The 18,054-nt window shown below is 35.8% G+C and carries 16 protein-coding genes; 7 read left to right on the top strand and 9 right to left on the bottom strand.

What is annotated here, in order from left to right; all coding sequences use genetic code 11:
• Positions 1-43 precede the first annotated feature (43 nt).
• The gene (gene rimK, locus C9I86_RS10030; protein ID WP_080155719.1) at positions 44-946 is read right to left on the bottom strand and encodes a 30S ribosomal protein S6--L-glutamate ligase; all 903 of its coding nucleotides are present in this window, start codon (positions 944-946) and stop codon (positions 44-46) included.
• Positions 947-951: 5 nt separating this feature from the next.
• Positions 952-1,416, bottom strand: a complete 465-nt coding sequence (locus tag C9I86_RS10025) for an ATP-dependent zinc protease (RefSeq protein ID WP_080155718.1) — start codon at positions 1,414-1,416, stop codon at positions 952-954.
• 522 nt (positions 1,417-1,938) lie between these two features.
• Here C9I86_RS10025 and C9I86_RS10020 point away from each other — a divergent pair.
• The 3 genes from C9I86_RS10020 to C9I86_RS10010 all read left to right on the top strand — a co-directional run bounded on the left by C9I86_RS10020 (position 1,939) and on the right by C9I86_RS10010 (position 5,410).
• Positions 1,939-2,490, top strand: a complete 552-nt coding sequence (locus C9I86_RS10020; RefSeq protein ID WP_080155717.1) for a hypothetical protein — start codon at positions 1,939-1,941, stop codon at positions 2,488-2,490.
• 269 nt (positions 2,491-2,759) lie between these two features.
• Complete coding sequence (locus tag C9I86_RS10015; RefSeq protein WP_107276264.1) at positions 2,760-4,862, top strand: protein-disulfide reductase DsbD; 2,103 nt, start codon at positions 2,760-2,762, stop codon at positions 4,860-4,862.
• Positions 4,862-5,410 carry a thioredoxin domain-containing protein gene (locus C9I86_RS10010; protein WP_080155715.1) on the top strand — a complete coding sequence of 183 codons (549 nt, stop codon included), beginning with the start codon at positions 4,862-4,864 and terminating at the stop codon, positions 5,408-5,410. The genes C9I86_RS10015 and C9I86_RS10010 overlap by 1 nt, the downstream gene beginning before the upstream one ends.
• A 64-nt stretch (positions 5,411-5,474) precedes the next feature.
• Here the strand turns inward: C9I86_RS10010 and C9I86_RS10005 are convergent, their stop codons facing one another.
• Positions 5,475-5,834 (bottom strand): NlpC/P60 family protein, encoded by a 360-nt coding sequence (locus C9I86_RS10005; RefSeq protein ID WP_080156523.1) that lies wholly within the window; start codon positions 5,832-5,834, stop codon positions 5,475-5,477.
• 712 nt (positions 5,835-6,546) lie between these two features.
• On the bottom strand, positions 6,547-6,900 hold the full coding sequence (locus C9I86_RS10000; protein ID WP_080156522.1) for a DUF2750 domain-containing protein: 354 nt from the start codon (positions 6,898-6,900) through the stop codon (positions 6,547-6,549).
• 342 nt (positions 6,901-7,242) lie between these two features.
• Here C9I86_RS10000 and rarD point away from each other — a divergent pair, with 342 nt between their 5' ends.
• Both rarD and C9I86_RS09990 read left to right on the top strand, forming a co-directional pair.
• Entirely contained in the window at positions 7,243-8,148 is a 906-nt protein-coding gene (gene rarD, locus C9I86_RS09995; RefSeq protein WP_080155714.1) for an EamA family transporter RarD, read from the top strand.
• Positions 8,149-8,225: 77 nt separating this feature from the next.
• On the top strand, positions 8,226-8,609 hold the full coding sequence (locus C9I86_RS09990) for a nucleotide pyrophosphohydrolase (protein ID WP_107276263.1): 384 nt from the start codon (positions 8,226-8,228) through the stop codon (positions 8,607-8,609).
• Between the two features lie 65 nt (positions 8,610-8,674).
• On the opposite strand, the gene C9I86_RS09985 is transcribed toward C9I86_RS09990, so the two are convergent.
• The 4 genes from C9I86_RS09985 to nrdD all read right to left on the bottom strand — a co-directional run bounded on the left by C9I86_RS09985 (position 8,675) and on the right by nrdD (position 14,113).
• The gene (locus C9I86_RS09985; RefSeq protein WP_036791038.1) at positions 8,675-8,938 is read right to left on the bottom strand and encodes a DUF2960 family protein; all 264 of its coding nucleotides are present in this window, start codon (positions 8,936-8,938) and stop codon (positions 8,675-8,677) included.
• Positions 8,939-9,038: 100 nt separating this feature from the next.
• Positions 9,039-11,093, bottom strand: a complete 2,055-nt coding sequence (locus C9I86_RS09980; protein WP_107276262.1) for an EAL domain-containing protein — start codon at positions 11,091-11,093, stop codon at positions 9,039-9,041.
• 301 nt (positions 11,094-11,394) lie between these two features.
• On the bottom strand, positions 11,395-11,868 hold the full coding sequence (gene nrdG / locus C9I86_RS09975; RefSeq protein WP_080155711.1) for an anaerobic ribonucleoside-triphosphate reductase-activating protein: 474 nt from the start codon (positions 11,866-11,868) through the stop codon (positions 11,395-11,397).
• 109 nt (positions 11,869-11,977) lie between these two features.
• Positions 11,978-14,113, bottom strand: coding sequence for an anaerobic ribonucleoside-triphosphate reductase (gene nrdD, locus C9I86_RS09970; RefSeq protein ID WP_080155710.1), 2,136 nt, complete (start codon positions 14,111-14,113; stop codon positions 11,978-11,980).
• 320 nt (positions 14,114-14,433) lie between these two features.
• Between nrdD and C9I86_RS09965 the strand changes: the two genes are divergently transcribed.
• Together C9I86_RS09965 and C9I86_RS09960 are read left to right on the top strand one after the other, a co-directional pair.
• Positions 14,434-15,546 (top strand): GGDEF domain-containing protein, encoded by a 1,113-nt coding sequence (locus tag C9I86_RS09965; RefSeq protein WP_107276261.1) that lies wholly within the window; start codon positions 14,434-14,436, stop codon positions 15,544-15,546.
• Between the two features lie 228 nt (positions 15,547-15,774).
• Entirely contained in the window at positions 15,775-16,614 is an 840-nt protein-coding gene (locus C9I86_RS09960) for an endonuclease/exonuclease/phosphatase family protein (protein WP_158258936.1), read from the top strand.
• Here the strand turns inward: C9I86_RS09960 and C9I86_RS09955 are convergent, their stop codons facing one another.
• Positions 16,615-17,961 carry a sigma-54 dependent transcriptional regulator gene (locus tag C9I86_RS09955; RefSeq protein WP_107276259.1) on the bottom strand — a complete coding sequence of 449 codons (1,347 nt, stop codon included), beginning with the start codon at positions 17,959-17,961 and terminating at the stop codon, positions 16,615-16,617.
• Positions 17,962-18,054 lie beyond the last annotated feature (93 nt).

Genomic DNA, 18,054 nt, shown 5'->3' with positions numbered 1-18,054 from the left:
AATACCATCATGAAGGGCCTAAAATATACAAAACAGTACTTACTTAGCCTTTGCTACGTAGTGCTGTTTTTTTAGATGCATGTTTTTCAATATATTCGATAATCATACCGGCAATATCTTTACCTGTTGCTTTCTCGATACCTTCAAGGCCTGGTGATGAGTTAACTTCCATCACTAATGGACCACGTTCTGAACGTAGTAAGTCAACACCAGCAACACTTAATCCCATGATTTTTGCAGCAGCAACCGCCGTCTTACGCTCTTCAGGAGTAATTTTAACTAATGCAGCACTGCCGCCACGGTGCAAGTTAGAACGGAATTCACCTTCAGCACCTTGGCGTTTCATGGCAGCGATCACTTTATCACCGATAACGAAACAACGGATATCAGCACCGCCCGCTTCTTTAATGTATTCCTGCACCATGATATTTGCTTTTAAGCCCATGAATGCTTCAATAACACTTTCAGCCGCTTTACGTGTTTCAGCTAATACAACACCAATGCCTTGTGTACCTTCAAGTAGCTTAATCACTACCGGTGCACCACCGACCATATCAAGTAGGTCTTTAACATCATCAGGCTTACTTGCAAAACCTGTCACAGGCATACCAATACATTTACGTGATAATAACTGCATTGAACGCAATTTATCGCGAGAACGACTAATCGCAACAGATTCGTTAACTGTATAAACACCCATCATTTCAAATTGGCGTAATACTGCTGTACCGTAAAACGTCACTGATGCACCGATACGTGGAATAACGGCATCAAAATCCACTAAATCTTCACCTTTGAAGTGAATAGAGGGTTTTTGAGAATTAATGTTCATATAGCAACGAAGTGCATCAATCACCTTGATTTCATGGCCACGCAGCTCTGCCGCTTCAATAAGGCGAGACGTTGAATACAATGACTGATTACGAGATAAGATACCGATTTTCATTACTATTACTTTTCCTTGCTTTGAATAAGGTAAGAGGCTTCTGGATCAACAATAATACGACCATGCATAGATGTTCGTCCAAGTAACATACGAAATGCCATATTGTCACGACTTGTTAACGATATTTCGATTGGCCATTGTTGACCATTAAAATCAATAGTTGAAACAATAAAGTAGCGCAATTGTTCATCGCCACCAGAGTTTCTTACAACACGTTTGTCAGCAACCTTTGCCATACAAACCTGTTCAATATCCGTGTTATTGTGAATAGGGTGCAGCCAAAATTTCACCCATAGCTCATCATCTTGAGTAAACTCTTCAATTTTGAAAGTATGGAGACAAGAGCTACGTGCTCCTGTATCAATTTTGACATGAATATCATCGACACCAAGATCAGGTAAAGCGGCGATTTCACGCCAACCAACAATAAATTTATTATTTTTATTCACAATTGTTTCTTTATTAATCATTACAATAACCCAACTTCCTAACCAGCTAATTTAGACATTCAAAAATGTAATAAATATAACTGATATCAATAAGATCTAATTATAAACAACCGTCAGTACATTATTTAGACTGTCATCTATAAACAAGGAAATCATTAACTAACTGAGCACTGAATTGACCTGAATCAGTGCCAATAACGGTGGTAAAATCACCGTAAGATGATTGTTTTTTAGTATCATCGTGTTTTATATTACCACAAATTGGGCATATAAGATTTTTTATTAATGTCATTAAGCAATAAGTTTCAACGTGATAGATTTGGATAATCCCTTTTTTATTCTTGTAGATACCACTAACACATCATGATTACTCTACTGTCGTCAGACCTTATACAATACCAATAAAAAAACAGTATACAAAAAGTCAATTTTGATTATTTTATTTCCAATAAAAGTTAACTGATACTCAACCTTATTTAATCCTTCTACCGTAAACTCTGAACATGCTACTCTTTCATCATTCCTCAATAAGAACTTATAAACATGTCAGCATTAGAACAGCAATTATTATTACTTGGCATGGCTGATTTGCCTGTGGATTCGGCAATAAAAAAACAATTGGATCAATTTATTAGCACATCATCAACACATTTTGATCATGTTTGCCAACAACGTCCTGACAGCACAACAATCAATTTATTGCTTGGGTTTATGACCCTACACCAACAACAAGCTCAACAGCAATGGATCTATCAACAGACAGCTGCAACAAAAATGAAAGCGGTTTTTAATGCTACTGTTGGTACTGATTATGCCGCATATTTTACTCATCAAGAGCAAGACTATCTTCTGGCACTAACGCATTTATGGCTAATGGTACAAGGAGCATCTAGCATTGATTACAGTTACAGCAATGAGCAAGCCGAAACTCAAGCTCAGCTTCTGTTACAAAATACAGAAACTATCTCCTCTGCACCGCTTAATACCACACAAGAAGTACTTCGATGCCAATTAATGCAGTCATACTACTTGGGAAAAAACCACAATAAAGTCACATTTAGTACCCGTATCAAGCTACTGTTCAGAAAAGTATAACAGCGTTATATGTTATAACTTAAAAATAATACGAACCGTCGACTTTCCCCCTCTCCTGACTTGTTCTGATGGCATAAATTACCGACAATGGGGCCGTATTTATTTTTAATGAAATAAAGTCTGCTTCTTGTCGGTCTTATGTATAACGTTACCAAAGGCTCATCACTTTTACGCAGACAACACTTTAGTTCAACACAAAAAATCACAGACAGAACAGCGTTAAATACTGCAAAAATCATCATTATGCGTTGTTTATTTGGAGCTCTAGATTGAAAAAGTTATACCAATATTTCTATTTAACCATTGCCTTACTCACAACCTTGTTTGGCATTACCTTTTCATCAATAGCAGCAGCAACGCCACAACACAGTACGGGTTGGGTAACTAATCCACAGCACCCCCCTGTTGAAGTTAGACTGATGCTAACAGGACAGCAAGATCCCGCCAAACATACTGTTCAAGGTTTGCTTGAAATTAAACTTGATACTGATTGGAAAACATATTGGCGCTCACCAGGTGAAGGTGGCGTTGCACCTAGTATCAATTGGGAAACCTCATCGAATATTAGTCATGTCGACTGGCAGTGGCCTTTACCTAAGCGTTATGAGTTTTTAGGTGTTGAAACCCTTGGCTATAAACATGATGTTATTTTCCCGCTTTCTATCCATGTTAAAGACATGACGAAACCAGTGTTCCTTTCTGGTAAATTAACCATGTCATCATGTACAAGTATTTGTGTTTTAACCGATTACGAACTTTCATTTGATTTTATCCCAAGTAAATTATTACCCTCTACAGAAGCCATGTTTTTGTACAATAAGGGCGAAAGTCAGGTTCCGAAAACATCACCAGCAGTAACCTTAAAAGCGGTTTCTTATAATAAAGCAGAAAAAAAAGTCACCGTAGTGGCAACAAACAGCACCGGTTGGCAGCAGCCTGATGTCATTATTGACGGTGATACACAAGCAGTAAAAGATACGTCATTTCTCAAGCCAACAACAACCATCAAAGGTGATACGCTATATGCAACGTTACCTGTCACCAGTTGGTTTGGTACACCTAAGCTCGTAGGACAACCACTTCATGTCACAATAGGTGATCATGATATTGCGGTTGAAATGACAGCAACAGCAACAGATCTTCCCGTGAATATTCCTTCAACTAATGGCAATATTCTAAAAGTAATTGGCTTAGCCTTACTTGGTGGTCTGATTCTTAATATTATGCCGTGTGTGTTACCAGTATTAGGAATGAAGTTAAGTAGTGTTATTTCAGCTCAAGGACTTGCCCGTCGTCAAATTAGAACTCAGTTTTTAGCCTCAGCTGCTGGTATCATTGTTTCATTCTGGTTATTAGCTGTATTTTTAACGGTAATGAAATTATCAGGCCAAGCGCTAGGATGGGGTATTCAATTCCAAAGCCCATGGTTTATTGGCGCAATGATCGCAATTACGGTGCTATTTGGTGCCAATATGTTGGGCTTATTTGAAATTCGTCTCTCAAGTAATACCAACACATGGCTAGCGACTAAAGGGGATAGTTCTCATTTAGGTCACTTTATCCAAGGTATGTTTGCGACATTACTTGCAACCCCTTGTAGCGCACCATTCTTAGGTACCGCAGTTGCGTTTGCCTTAGGAGCCGATTTAATTACCCTTTTTGCTATTTTTACCGCACTGGCAATTGGTATGGCTGCACCATGGTTATTAATCGCCCTTTTCCCACAATTAGCAACATTAATGCCCAAACCTGGCGCATGGATGGATCGTGTTAAAACGTTATTTGGCTTAATGATGCTAGCAACATCAGTATGGTTACTAAGTTTAATGACCAGCTTCTTTAATGCCTCAGCCGTATGGGGATTAGGTGCTGTTATCTTAGTCATTATCTTATGGCTACTAGGCCGTAAAAAAGGACGCAAAACTGTTATTATAACCTTGGCTGTAATGTTGCTTGGTGCGGGTGCAAGTTTATTTACAGGTAGCCTCACCGCGAATAAATGGTCAACACCGCTACCGGATGATCATCACTGGATCCCACTAGATACAGCGAAAATAGCGACCGAAGTTGCACAAGGTAAAACTGTTTTTGTCGATGTGACTGCACAATGGTGTATTACTTGTAAGGCCAATAAAATCGGAGTGATTTTACAAGAACCCGTCTATTCAGCACTGGATAATAAAAATATTGTTCTAATGCGTGGTGATTGGACTAAACCGTCAGATTACGTAACTGGATTCCTCCAATCTCACGGTCGTTTTGGTGTGCCTTTTAATATTGTCTATGGCCCTAATGCCCCTAAAGGTATTGAGTTACCCGTTATTTTATCAAGTGAAAGTGTTCTTAGTGCATTAAAAGAAGCAGGAAAATAATGTCATCAGATACTAATAAAAAGCCTCGTCATACAAAACGACGATGGATTCAAAGTATTATTATACTTATCATTCTAGCTATGATTGCGGGTAGTGCATTAGAAGCGTGGCGCAATCGTAATTTAGATAAAATGCAGATATCAACATCGCAACCTACTTATACTACGATTAATAATCAGAAAGTTGATATATTTAAAGACAGTTATAATCAAACAGTACTGGTATATATCTGGGCAACATGGTGTGGCAGTTGTAAGGTCGTTTCTCCTGTTATTAACTGGCTAAATAACCAACAATGGGCAAACCTTAAGATCGTAACCATTGCTATGCAGTCTGGTGATGATCGTCGTTTACATGCTTACTTGCATACGAAAGGCTATAACTTTGCTGTTGTGAACGATAACAACAGAGCATTAACTCGTCAGTGGAAACTCTCACGAGCACCGACAATTTTAATGATTAAGAATGGTAAGATTCAAAGTACAACGGCAGGATTAGTAACACCGCCAGGATTATTTGCCCGTTTAGCATGGGTTGAGATGAAATAATAAAAAACCCAGCGACGTAATTATTCTTTCGATCACAAAGAATGATGCGTTGCTGGGTTAGTTTTTAATATTTATCTAAGCGACGAATTTGCCAGAAATGGCGTCGCCAATATGGGTTGTCTAAGCGAGAAATAATAACGCCTTTTGATTGTGATGCATGTAAGAATTCTAAATTACCTAAATAAATTCCCACATGACGTGAATTACGCCCAGTCCTAAAAAAGACTAAATCACCTTCTTTTGCATTATGACGCTTAACTTGTTTACCCTTTTTAACTAATTCTAACGTTGTTCGTGGCAACGACTTCTGGTAAACACTGGAATAACCAACTTGAACGAAAGCAGAACAATCTATTCCCTTTTTCGACGAGCCACCATAACGATATGGTGTACCTTTCCAATTATGATAAACGCCATCAAACATACCGTTATTAGCAGGTAATGTATGTGCTATTTCCTGCTTTGGTACTGGTGTTAATGCTGTTGTGGTCGTTGTCTCATTCGATGGTGACGATGAACACCCTACCGCTGACAATAAAGCCAATAAAATTAATATCGTTTTTTTTGTAATCAATCCGTTCTTCACGACTTATCCTGCAATCCTTCAGTGGAGATAAATATATTCGATACAATCTACTAAATATTAGAGTTACATTCGTCATACTAACGTAAAGCATAACTAATAACTGTGGTATTGATTCAATTGTTCTATATATTATTATCTAATCTATATAATAATACATGAAGAATTATACTATTCAAGAATATAGCCATACATGTATAGATAATTAAAAAGATATATATCATTAATATAAGGTAATGAGCGGATGGAGCACAATCATGATGTGATTAATATAATATAAAAATCAAATACAATTAAATTAAACGCAAAAAAAAGCTTACACCATGGTGCAAGCTAAAACTAATACAATAGAAGAGATAAAATGATGAAATATCATCAATCACTACTGTAAATCTTTTAATATTAAATGCGAGGTCTTTAAATCTCATCTCAAGAAAATAAGATACAATTCACAGGTTTATGTAATTAGCTTAATTATCAATAGCGTAAAAAAAACCCTATGAATATCAGGATATTATTCCAGTATTATTCACAGGGCTAGTGTTTTATAAACTTATAGGTAAAGCTTAGCTACTTCTGAAGGCTCTAATTCAATACCTTCAAGTGATTCATTCCAGTTCAAACCAACTAACACACCATCTTCTACTAGTGTGATCATCCAATCTTCAAGAAAAATGTCTAATGGTAGTTCACTTGGTTGAAACTCTGCCCATTCATCAGCACATTGTACTTTCGCATCTGCTTCATTTGACCAAAAAGGCATCACTTCAGAGTCTTCAAATTCAGAAGATGCAACAGATAACCAATCACCCTCTTCGTTACGAAGGCTCCAAACAACACGTGTTGCTTGTGTTTCTGTTACGAACAAAGCTTTATTTGCTTGGATATCTGCAGTTAATTTAGTCATCATTTACTCTCAATTAAAATGCTATAATATGGCTTTATCAGTTAAATATATCAACCTTTACCCTACCTAGATATTTTATCAAAAAAACGCCTTATCAGCATTATTATTTAGCTATTGTTGTTTGAGTAATATTAGCAACAAATCAATGATCTCGATAAATGCCTTTTCTTCACAGCGTATATTGACTTATAAAAATTCAGTGACAAAATGTCAGCGAAAGTGAACACTCTGCACTAAGATGGTTTCTTAAGCTTGAGTGCCATTTTGATCGTTCACCATAATAACTTCTCAATATTGCAATGATGTTGAGGCAACAACTACTTTTTAATCTTAGGTGTAAACATGCAATCACGTCGTGCAGGTAATATGCTTGCGGCATTTTCATTTATTCTTTGGGGAATATTACCGCTTTATTACCAATATCTACCTCAAGCAAATACTAATGAATTACTTGCATTAAGGCTTATTTTCTCCGTACCTGTAATGCTAATCGTTATGATATTGCTTCGACAGCCTATTCCTGCAATTAAAGATATTGTGGCGGATAAAAAATCATTAGCCATGTGTGGTTTTGCTGGCGTAATAATGAGTGTTTCTTGGTATGCATTTACATGGGCCATTACTCATGATGATGTATTGGCTGCCAGTTTAGGTTATTTCATTAACCCATTATTTGCGATTGCATTAGCAATGTTTTTCTTAAAAGAAAGGCTAACTAAAGCGCAAGTCATTGCCGTCATCTTAGCAATTTTAGGCATCGGTTATCAGGTGTGGGAATACGGTCGATTACCTTGGCTATCATTAATCATGGGTAGCTTTTTTGCCATCTATGGATTAACCAAAAAATACATTAAATATGATGCACTAACGTCGGTAACAATTGAAGCTGCAATACTGACTCCTTTTGCTCTTATTTATATGATCTGGCTATATTTTAGTGGTGACAGTGTTGCACTAACATCAGGTACAACTACCTTTTTACTGTATGCAGGTGCTGCACCAGTGACCGTTGCACCATTAATATTTTTTGCTTTAGCACTCAATCGTACCAGTCTAACGATGGTTGGTTTAATGCAATATATTGAGCCAAGCTTACAATTTTTATTGGCAGTATTCTTATTTGGTGAAGTATTTGATCAAACGAAAGCCATCAGTTTTGGTTTAATTTGGTTAGGGTTAATCTTTTGTACAGTCGAAGCTCTGCCCGCTATGTTTCGTCGTAAAAAAGTCATTCTAACCAGCCATTAATGAATTGATAGCCTAACGTCATATTTATTATCGTTAGGCTATTGTATTGCTTTTCGGCCACTATTTAGGAACTAAACATGCCAACAGCGACTCCCCCAGTTAAAGCGCCATTTAATGAGCTTACAGATTTACAACACGCACTTACTGAATTTGCTCAACAGCGTAACTGGGATCAATTTCATACACCTAAAAACCTCGTGATGGCATTAAGTGGTGAGGTAGGCGAATTAATAGAAATATTTCAGTGGTTAACACCAGAACAAAGCCAACAACTATCACCAGAAAAAAAACAACATGCCAGTGAAGAAATCGCTGATGTAATGATGTATTTACTACGACTAGCTGACAAATGTGATATTAATGTACTTCAAGCGTGCCAAGAAAAGATCCAACAAAATGCAGCTAAATACCCTATCAATAAGTGCTATGGTTCAGCTAAAAAATATAACGAGTTGGATTAATATTATTAGGCATAAATAGATGGCAATAAAAAAGCTGACATAATGTCAGCTTTTTTATTATTGGTTTATTTTTCACCAACACCGCGATTTTCTTTCTTCGCAAGAGCAATTTTACCAAAGCCTAACTTGCGGAAATAACTATCTCGATATTCACGTCCAGCTTTACTGCACGTAGATACAGCTTCAACTTGTTGCTCCATTTTTAGAAATGTCGTTAAATCAATACCTTCAGCAGCAGCTACCGCTTCATGAATGTTACGGTGTATATCAAAAGAGAAAATTAGTCGCTTCTCTTCTTCTTTGTAGGTATAAACAATAGTACGTGACATAACGTCCCCAATAGAGCATGAAAGGATAGCGAATTTACCGTATAAGGCCTCAATATGGAAGTAGAACCGTATTTACTATAACGATTTACTTTACTGTGTCTTAATTATCAACAACTTCACACTGTCGTGGTATTAATAAATCATGTTGAAATAAATCATCTTCAGCCATTGGTTGATAAAAATAAAAACCTTGAATATAACGTACACCAAGTGAAGCTATAAATTCTAATTCTACTTGTTTTTCGACCCCTTCCACAACAATATCTGCTTGCGTAATTTTTCCAAGTTGTACCGCAATTTTAAATAATTCTCGGCCTCGCAGACTATCAAGATTCAATACTAACGAGCGATCTATTTTAACTTTATTAAATTCGAAACGAGATAAATAAGCTAACGAAGAATATCCAGTACCAAAATCATCTAACGCCACCGAAATACCAATATATTGTAACTCTGCTATTATCTTAGTTACTTTTTCTTCATCTAAAATTAAAAGCTCTTCTGTAAACTCTAATTCAACATGATGAAAAGATAGTGAACTATTACCAATCCGTTCTTTTATAATACTCACAAAATTTTTCAACAGTACCGTATCAGGTGAAATGTTAATCGATAATTTAAATTTAGGATTAATAATGATAAATTTTTCAGCGGCTTTTATGGCATTATCTAATACCCATAAATCTAATTCAGGCATTAATCCCAACTGATTAAAATTGGAAATAAATGTTGGTGGTAATATTTTACCTTGATGATCCCTAAAGCGAAGTAAAGCTTCACAACCAACAATACTATTATTTGTAATATCGACCTGAGGTTGATAATAAAGAATAAATTCACCATCATCCTGTAATTTTTCAATTTTCTTTTGCGCACGAAGATTATCATGTAACGATGGAATAAAACTGGTTAATCGTGTTTTAGATTCTATTTCATCACTGGTAAATAATCGATTTGAAAATATATCAGAGACACCAATACCTAAACTACGTTTATCCATTAGCTTAAAGAATGGCAAATAGATCATAATGCCAATAAGCACTATTAGTAATTGTAATACAGCACCTGAAATTGCACCTCCTGTAGCCATATAACCGCTAATAAAAGGTGGCATTAACCAACTATGTATTTCACTTAATGGCGGTACGATATCCATATAAATCGCACCATATGCAAGAATAAAACTCACCGTTGGAACTAATAAGAACGGAATGATCATTATCGGGTTAAAAATAACCGGGATACCATAGAGAATAGGTTCGTTGACATTAAATAAACAAAGTATTAATGCTGCTTTTGCTAGTAATTTATAGCCTTTGCTTTTCGCAAAAAATAACATACAGAGAACCAAGCTCAGCATATTACCGCTACCACCAATACCTGTAAAAAAGTCATAAAAATTAGTGCTTAATATATTAAGTTCAATACCAAAATTATGCCATTCAGTAATATTTACTAAGGTAATATTATACAACTCTGTTTTATAGGAATGCAGAATATGATGCCCATTAACACCTATTGCCCAAAATAAGCCTCGCAACATTTCATAAATAAGGCCATCGATAAAAGAGGTAGGATCCAATCGTGGAATAAATGACCAAGGAATTAATGAAGATAATTGTTCACATATTTTTTTAAATAAAAAACTTATCGATAATGCTATCGATATTGTAACAATGGAACCAGCCAACATACTCATCGATATATCAATAAATGACTGATCTGTCTTTCCTTTAAATAATCTTATTTTTCTTAATTTAGCAATGACTTCACAAGAAATATACGCTGTCAGTAATGATATAGGAAAACTATTAGGAAGAGGAATTAATGGCGATATTAAATCCCATTGATAAGAAACAATAAAAAATACCGTTAATGATGTAGCAATCACAATACCTTTTGGTATACGTTTTACTGCTGACAAATAAGTAGCAAGGTAAAAGTTAACCAAAATAGGAATCATGACCCTTGTCGTTTGACCGACATAATGAACCGTTTGTCCAAAATCATTAAAATTAAAATATTCACAGAATAACGCTATCAACTCACAAAAAGTCGATATCAATACCAATGGTAACGCCATTAAAAAAACATTTGAAACTGCGACAAGATATTTATTAACAGATAACTGCGACATTCTTGTAAAGATTGGCATTATATTTTCTGCTTTAAAAGCATTATATTCAATTAGTTAAATATAATGCTTTTTTTATCAAGAGCCAATAATTTTCGTCTCAAAATCAAGGTTCAGTCATCAAAAATAAAAAATTCAAGGTTGCTTTTTGACTTTATTTAACCTTGATCAAAATACTGCCACTATTAAATATCTTTTCCCATAGTTATACACAGAAACGGTGGATAAGTTCAGAAAACAAACAAAAATAAACATTATTACAACAAAATAAAAACAAAAAACCACTTACCATGACAGTTATTGTTTAATTAATCAGCACTATTTAATTATCAATGTTGAAATAATGAATAATCTGATTTTCACTGCCTTTCCATACCAAGGAAGGATTTCGTTGTTCTTGTTCATATTTACCATCAACCATAACATCGATTAAAGCTGTAATTTGCAGCTGTTCTGGTGTCAATTCTGATAACAAATACCCTGTCCATAACCAAATATCTTTATCACTGCATTCACGACGTACACGTTGTACCAATTTTAGTACTGCAGCTACATTGTGCGGATGTAACGGATCACCACCAGATAACGATAACCCACGACGTTTAATGCGTGTGTCGTTAAGATCATTAATTACTTGATCTTCCATTGCCTGCGTAAATGGATGTCCAGCATCAACACGCCATGTGCTTTGGTTATAACAACCTTTGCACTGATGAACACAGCCAGAAACAAATAAAGTCACTCGCGTACCTGGGCCATTAACAATATCAACAGGGTAATAATTATGGTAGTTCATTTTATATCTCGGTTAATCTCAGTACATCTCACAACATACTATCAATACCTAAAACATAAAAAGTGCCCTAAAGCACTTTTTATGTTTAACTTCAGTCTACTTATCGCTATTACATATGCTTAACGCGACGCTTAACTTCTTCTTGTTTACCGAAGTTAAACGGACGTGCATCTGGACTGCCTAAGTAACCACATACACGGCGAGTTACTGATACACGTGAAGGCTCATGGTTACCACATTTAGGACATGTAAAGCCTTTGCTCGTACAGTCAAACTCACCGGTAAAACCACAGTCATAACACTCGTCAATCGGTGTATTGGTACCGTAATATGGAACGCGGGTATAGCTGTAATCCCATACGTTTTCTAATGCTTCAAGGTTATGTTGAATATTTGGGTATTCGCCATAACAAATAAAACCACCATTTGCGATATCTGGGTATGCCATTTCAAAGTCAATCTTGTCATACGGATTCACTTTTTTCTCAACATCTAAGTGGAAACTGTTGGTATAAAAACCGCGATCCGTTACGCCACCAACAACACCAAACTCTTTGGTATCAATAGCACAGAAGCGGCTACATAGGTTTTCACTCGGTGTACTATAAAGACTGAAGCCATAACCAGATTCTTCTTTCCAAGCATCTGTTGCATCACGTAGACGTTGTACAATGGCAACTGCTTTTTCACGCAGCATTTCACTGTCATAAACGTGCGTTGCATTACCATACAATGCATTCACGGTCTCATGAATACCAATGTAACCTAATGAAATAGATGCACGGCCATTTTTAAAGATTTCAGAGACATCATCATCTTCTTTTAAACGCACACCACATGCACCTTCCATATAAAGGATAGGAGCAACACGGGCTTTTACGCCATTTAAACGCGTAATACGCGTGTCTAATGCACGACGAGACAATGCTAGACGCTCATCTAGAATCTCAAAGAAACGCGCTTCATCACCTTGTGCTTCTAATGCAATTCGTGGCAAGTTGATACTTACTACACCAAGGTTATTTCGACCTTCATGAATAAGTTCACCATTTTCTTCATAAGGGCCAAGGAAGCTACGACAACCCATTGGTGTTTTAAACGAACCGGTTACTTCAACTAATTTGTCATAGTTTAGAATATCAGGGTACATGCGCTTAGATGCGCACTCTAATGCCAATTGCTTAATATCGTAGTTAGCATCATCAGGTTTATGGTTAAGACCATCTTTAATCGCAAAAACAAGCTTAGGGAATACGGCTGTTTTATGATTTTTACCTAAACCTGCAATACGGTTTTTAAGAATAGATTGTTGAATTAAACGCGATTCCCACGATGTGCCTAAACCAAAGCCAAAAGTTACAAAAGGAGTTTGACCATTCGCAGTATGTAATGTGTTTACTTCATATTCTAATGATTGGAATGCGTCATAACATTCTTTTTCAATACGTGCTTGTGCAAAAGCAATAGGATCAGCAATACCCCACTCTGTTGCGACTTCTAAATGCTTACTGTAACTTACCGTTACATAAGGTGCCAACACTTCATCAATACGATTTATTGTTGTGCCACCATAAATATGGCTCGCAACTTGAGCAATGATTTGTGCTGTAACTGCTGTTGCTGTAGAAATTGACTTAGGAGTATCAATCTCAGCATTACCCATCTTAAAGCCATCACTCAACATGCCATTAAGATCAATTAGCATACAGTTAAACATTGGGAAAAATGGTGAGTAGTCTAAATCGTGATAGTGAATTTCACCATTTTCATGTGCTTTGACAATATCACGAGGTAACAAATGTTGAGTTGCATAATGCTTAGCAACAATGCCTGCAAGTAAATCACGCTGGGTTGGAATAACTTTACTGTCTTTGTTGGCATTTTCATTTAACAAAGAAGCATTACTTTGCTCGATTAAGCCACGGATCTCGTTATTTAAACGACTTTTCTTCTCACGAGAGATATCTCGATCATGGCGATATTCGATATAAGCACGAGCAACAACCTTGTGTGGACCTGCCATAAGTTGCGTTTCTACTGCCTCTTGAATAGCATGAATATCAACGTTATCAGTACCAGAGAACTGCTTTAATACCGCGTCAGCGACTGATGTAGCATAGGCTTCATCCATTGTATGACACTCTGAATCGCTGATGGAATTTGCTGCCCCAATAACAGCTTCTTTAATGCGTAAAACATCGAAAGACACACGGCAACCATCACGCTTTATTACTACAGGATTCACACAATGCTCCTAAAATCACAGAAAATTACAGTGTCACGTAACCACAAAATATAGTGCTCTATTTGTGTTCAGCAACAAGATGTAGGGTATTAGGCGCGATCTAGCGCAAAGAAACATTGATCAAGATCAATTTTATTAACGAGCAGTTTGTCTTCTGAACGATGGTTATGACTCGTCACAAAAATTTGAATGTAACCCTATTTAGAAAGCTCATTGTCAATAAATTTATTATCACATTTACTAAAAATTAAAAAAAAATCACTTGCCTTTCGAGCAATTCTTGAGACTATCTCATGCACAACAACTATGGATCTAACTGAATGTATTTCTCATCACTAGATACACGCATTGACGACACTATATATAAAAATCTACGTCTTGGTTTTATCTGGGCATCTAAAATTTCTTTAATCACATTAATGTTAATAACCATCGTTATTTGGGTTGATTTTTTTAACAAAGAAAATAGTAATTTACTATTAACAACGGTGAATTTTGGGATTCAAGGCCTACTTTTTGTCTTCGGGTTGGTTTTTTTTGTACAAAATAAAACGCTTAAACATTATAAAATAATTTCATCTATTTATGCGTTACTGTTTGGAACAACGTGGGGAGGAGCGATTATCAACCTAAATAACTTAGGTCATGCCTATGTTATTGTTGAAATCGTCGGCAACTTATTATTTCTGGTGGTACTGCTCAGTTTTTATACCTATCGCATGGCTGTTTATCTCGCCACACTACCAATCCTTGTATTTACAACTTGGTATAGTATTGCGGATCCTAGGTTTGATCTACTTTTTGCGTTTACTAAACTCGCTATTACGATCATTATTATTGAATCAGGCCGACAATTACTCTTTAAGTGGTTTACGACCCGTATTGAACAAGAACACGAAAATCAACGCTTACTGAAACAACTTGCGCAATTATCGTTTACAGACCAATTAACCCAAATTAACAATCGGCGTTTTTTTGACTTTACGATTGATAAGCAAATAATCAATGCAAAGCATCATCGTATTCCACTTTCAATTATTTTAATTGATGTGGATTATTTTAAACGCTTCAATGACACACAAGGACACGTTAACGGTGATGCCTGCTTAAAATCAGTAGCAACAACAATCAGCCGCAGCTTACTAAGAAATAACGATACAGTATCGCGCTATGGGGGTGAGGAGTTTGTAGTGTTGTTGCCAAATACAGATATAAACGGCGCACGTCGTGTAGCTGAACGCATTAAACAAAATTTAGCAACATTGGCAATCATACATCCATCTTCTGATATTAATGATTATGTTACTGTCAGCCAAGGCATTGCTACATGGGAAATGAACCAACGACCTAATCAATTCATTAATGAAGCGGATAATCATCTTTATAATGCGAAAGAGGCCGGCCGTAATCAGTATTGCAGCACAAAAAAATGAAATATGTGGTGGCATGATTACACGAAAATATGATAGTAACGGCATTTTTGTACTAACAAATAGCCAGCAATACATTTGTGAAAAGGTTTAAGGCATTGTCACTATTAAATCATCATAACGACAATAATGACTATGCCTTATTTTTTTCTTGCAACATTATTATTCTTCATATTTTCTATTAGTATAAATAAAAGTTACGCACAACCATTTAGTATAATGAGTTGGAATATGCAGTGGCTATCACTCAAGCCAACCTCCCCCATTACACGATCGGCGGGTGATTATAATGCATTACAGCAATTATTTACGACTTATTCTCCTGACATTCTTGCTTTCCAGGAAGTTGATAGTGCCGATGCTTTATATCGTGTTATTGATAAACAGCAATATAAAATCTATCTTTCAGAACGAATTAACAATCCTCAAGACAGCTTCAAAAAAAACAATCAATATACGGGGTTTGCCATCAGACGAAATATTATTGTCGATGATATTGCTGATTTATCACAATTAAGTTCACCAGCTATAGCTATGGGTGTAACGATGCCATTTAGAAACAAATTACGTTATGGCAGTGTCATTCAAATAACGATTAATCAACAACCAGTTATACTACTCAACCTTCATCTGAAATCTGGTTGTTTTACTGAAAAACAACTCACCCAACAAAAAAGCAAAGCATGTAAGACTCTCACACAACAATTGATTTTAATTAAACAATGGATTAAAACTCAACAACGCCTATCAAAACCGTTTATTATTGTTGGCGATATTAATCATCAGATCACCGATAACCGACAATTTATCAATAAAATCACAGGTAATGCGGCTGTGGTTAATTTATTATCAGCATCTATTAACGCTAATTGTACAATCAAATTAACAACCAAAAAAACTCGCTATCGTACTTATCGTAAATTGATCGATCATCTTATTGCAACAACGAATATCAATGCGCTTAGCCAGCATCAAATCCAATATAATAAACAGCAGCTTTCACAATTTACGCTCAGTGATCATTGTCCGTTATTATTTGAGTTATCGATTACACCAATAGAGGACAATTAACTACTCAGCAGCATAACCACTATTATAATAACGTACATCAGGAATAATATTATGCTTATTAAGAAGACGATACATTGTGGCTCGTGATACCCCCAAATCTTTTGCAGCAGATGCCACTTGCCCTTTATGAGTTTCAAGCATGGTCACTAGAACATCTTTTTCTGCTTCATCTTTTATGGTTCGTAAACTCTGCTTAGTGTTTATTTTTTTAGGTAAATCAAAATGTTCAAGATTTACTTCATTACTGTCATTTAATAATGAAACCCGTTTTACTTGATTAATTAGTTCACGAACATTACCAGGCCAGTTATACCGCAATAATAACTGCTTAGCTTCTTCACTATAATGCATAGCTCTAGTGCTATATTCTTTAGAAAATTTTTGTAAATAATATTCAGCTAATAAAATAATATCTGCACCACGCTCTCTCAATGTAGGGACAGCGACATGAAATACATTCAATCGATAATACAATTCTTTATTAAATGTATTATTTTTTACAGCTTGCTCTAAATCAACACTTGATGATGTAATAACACGCACATCAAAACACCCTTGATCATTTAATTTTTCATTTTCTGGCTGTTGAAAATAATTAAGTAATTTCAACTGTAATGACGTAGACAATTCTTCTACGCTATTTAATAAAACAGTACCACTCTTAATTATTCCACTATCATCCATATTTTGCTGAGGATCTAAAAAACACATTCGTTGATCACTATCAGATAATGAAGAGCAATTTATAATCGTCAAATCATCATTGCGCCGTTTACTTAACTTATGGATTGTTTTTGCTATGAGTTCTTTTCCAACCCCTTGTTCACCACTGAGCAAAACATTAACGTCGGTCATCGAAACACGTTTTACCATATCTCTCAAGTGCTTAATCGATTTAGATTCACCATATAGCCCTACTTCACATTGATGATTAGTATCAACCCAAGATGTTGATTCAATTTCTAACATTCCCAATTGATGCCCAGCAGTATCTAATAACTGGCTTGACGGTATCGGTGTAGAGAAGAAGTCGACACAGAAATTATTTATAAACTGGCAAATAGAATCAATCTTTAATTGCTCTTTCTTTATAATCGCGATCCACTTCACATGCTTGGTTTTATTTGCTCGTTGAGAAATACTGTTTAAACTAAAGTCATTATTACTTAAATCAACTATACATACACACGGGCTATATTCTTCTAATATCGCATCAGCTGTTCGTAGGTCATAGCAACAATGTGTTTTCCATCCGGCTTGTTCTAATAGTGCAATCCAAGGTTCATAAGTACACCCCATGGCAACAAGACGTCCATTACTCTTTTTTTTATCATTTATAGCTACCATTAGAGTCACCTTTTTAGAAAATAACCATGATCAATTTATATTAAAAAATATAGGTAAGATCAGTGTATTTTGCATTGTATCAACCTTAAGAAT

Origin of the sequence: Photobacterium sp. NCIMB 13483, assembly GCF_003025475.1 — a bacterium.
GTDB lineage: Bacteria > Pseudomonadota > Gammaproteobacteria > Enterobacterales > Vibrionaceae > Photobacterium > Photobacterium piscicola.
Note: the sequence above shows the minus strand (reverse complement) of the source record. Positions and strands in the feature narration are given on the sequence as shown.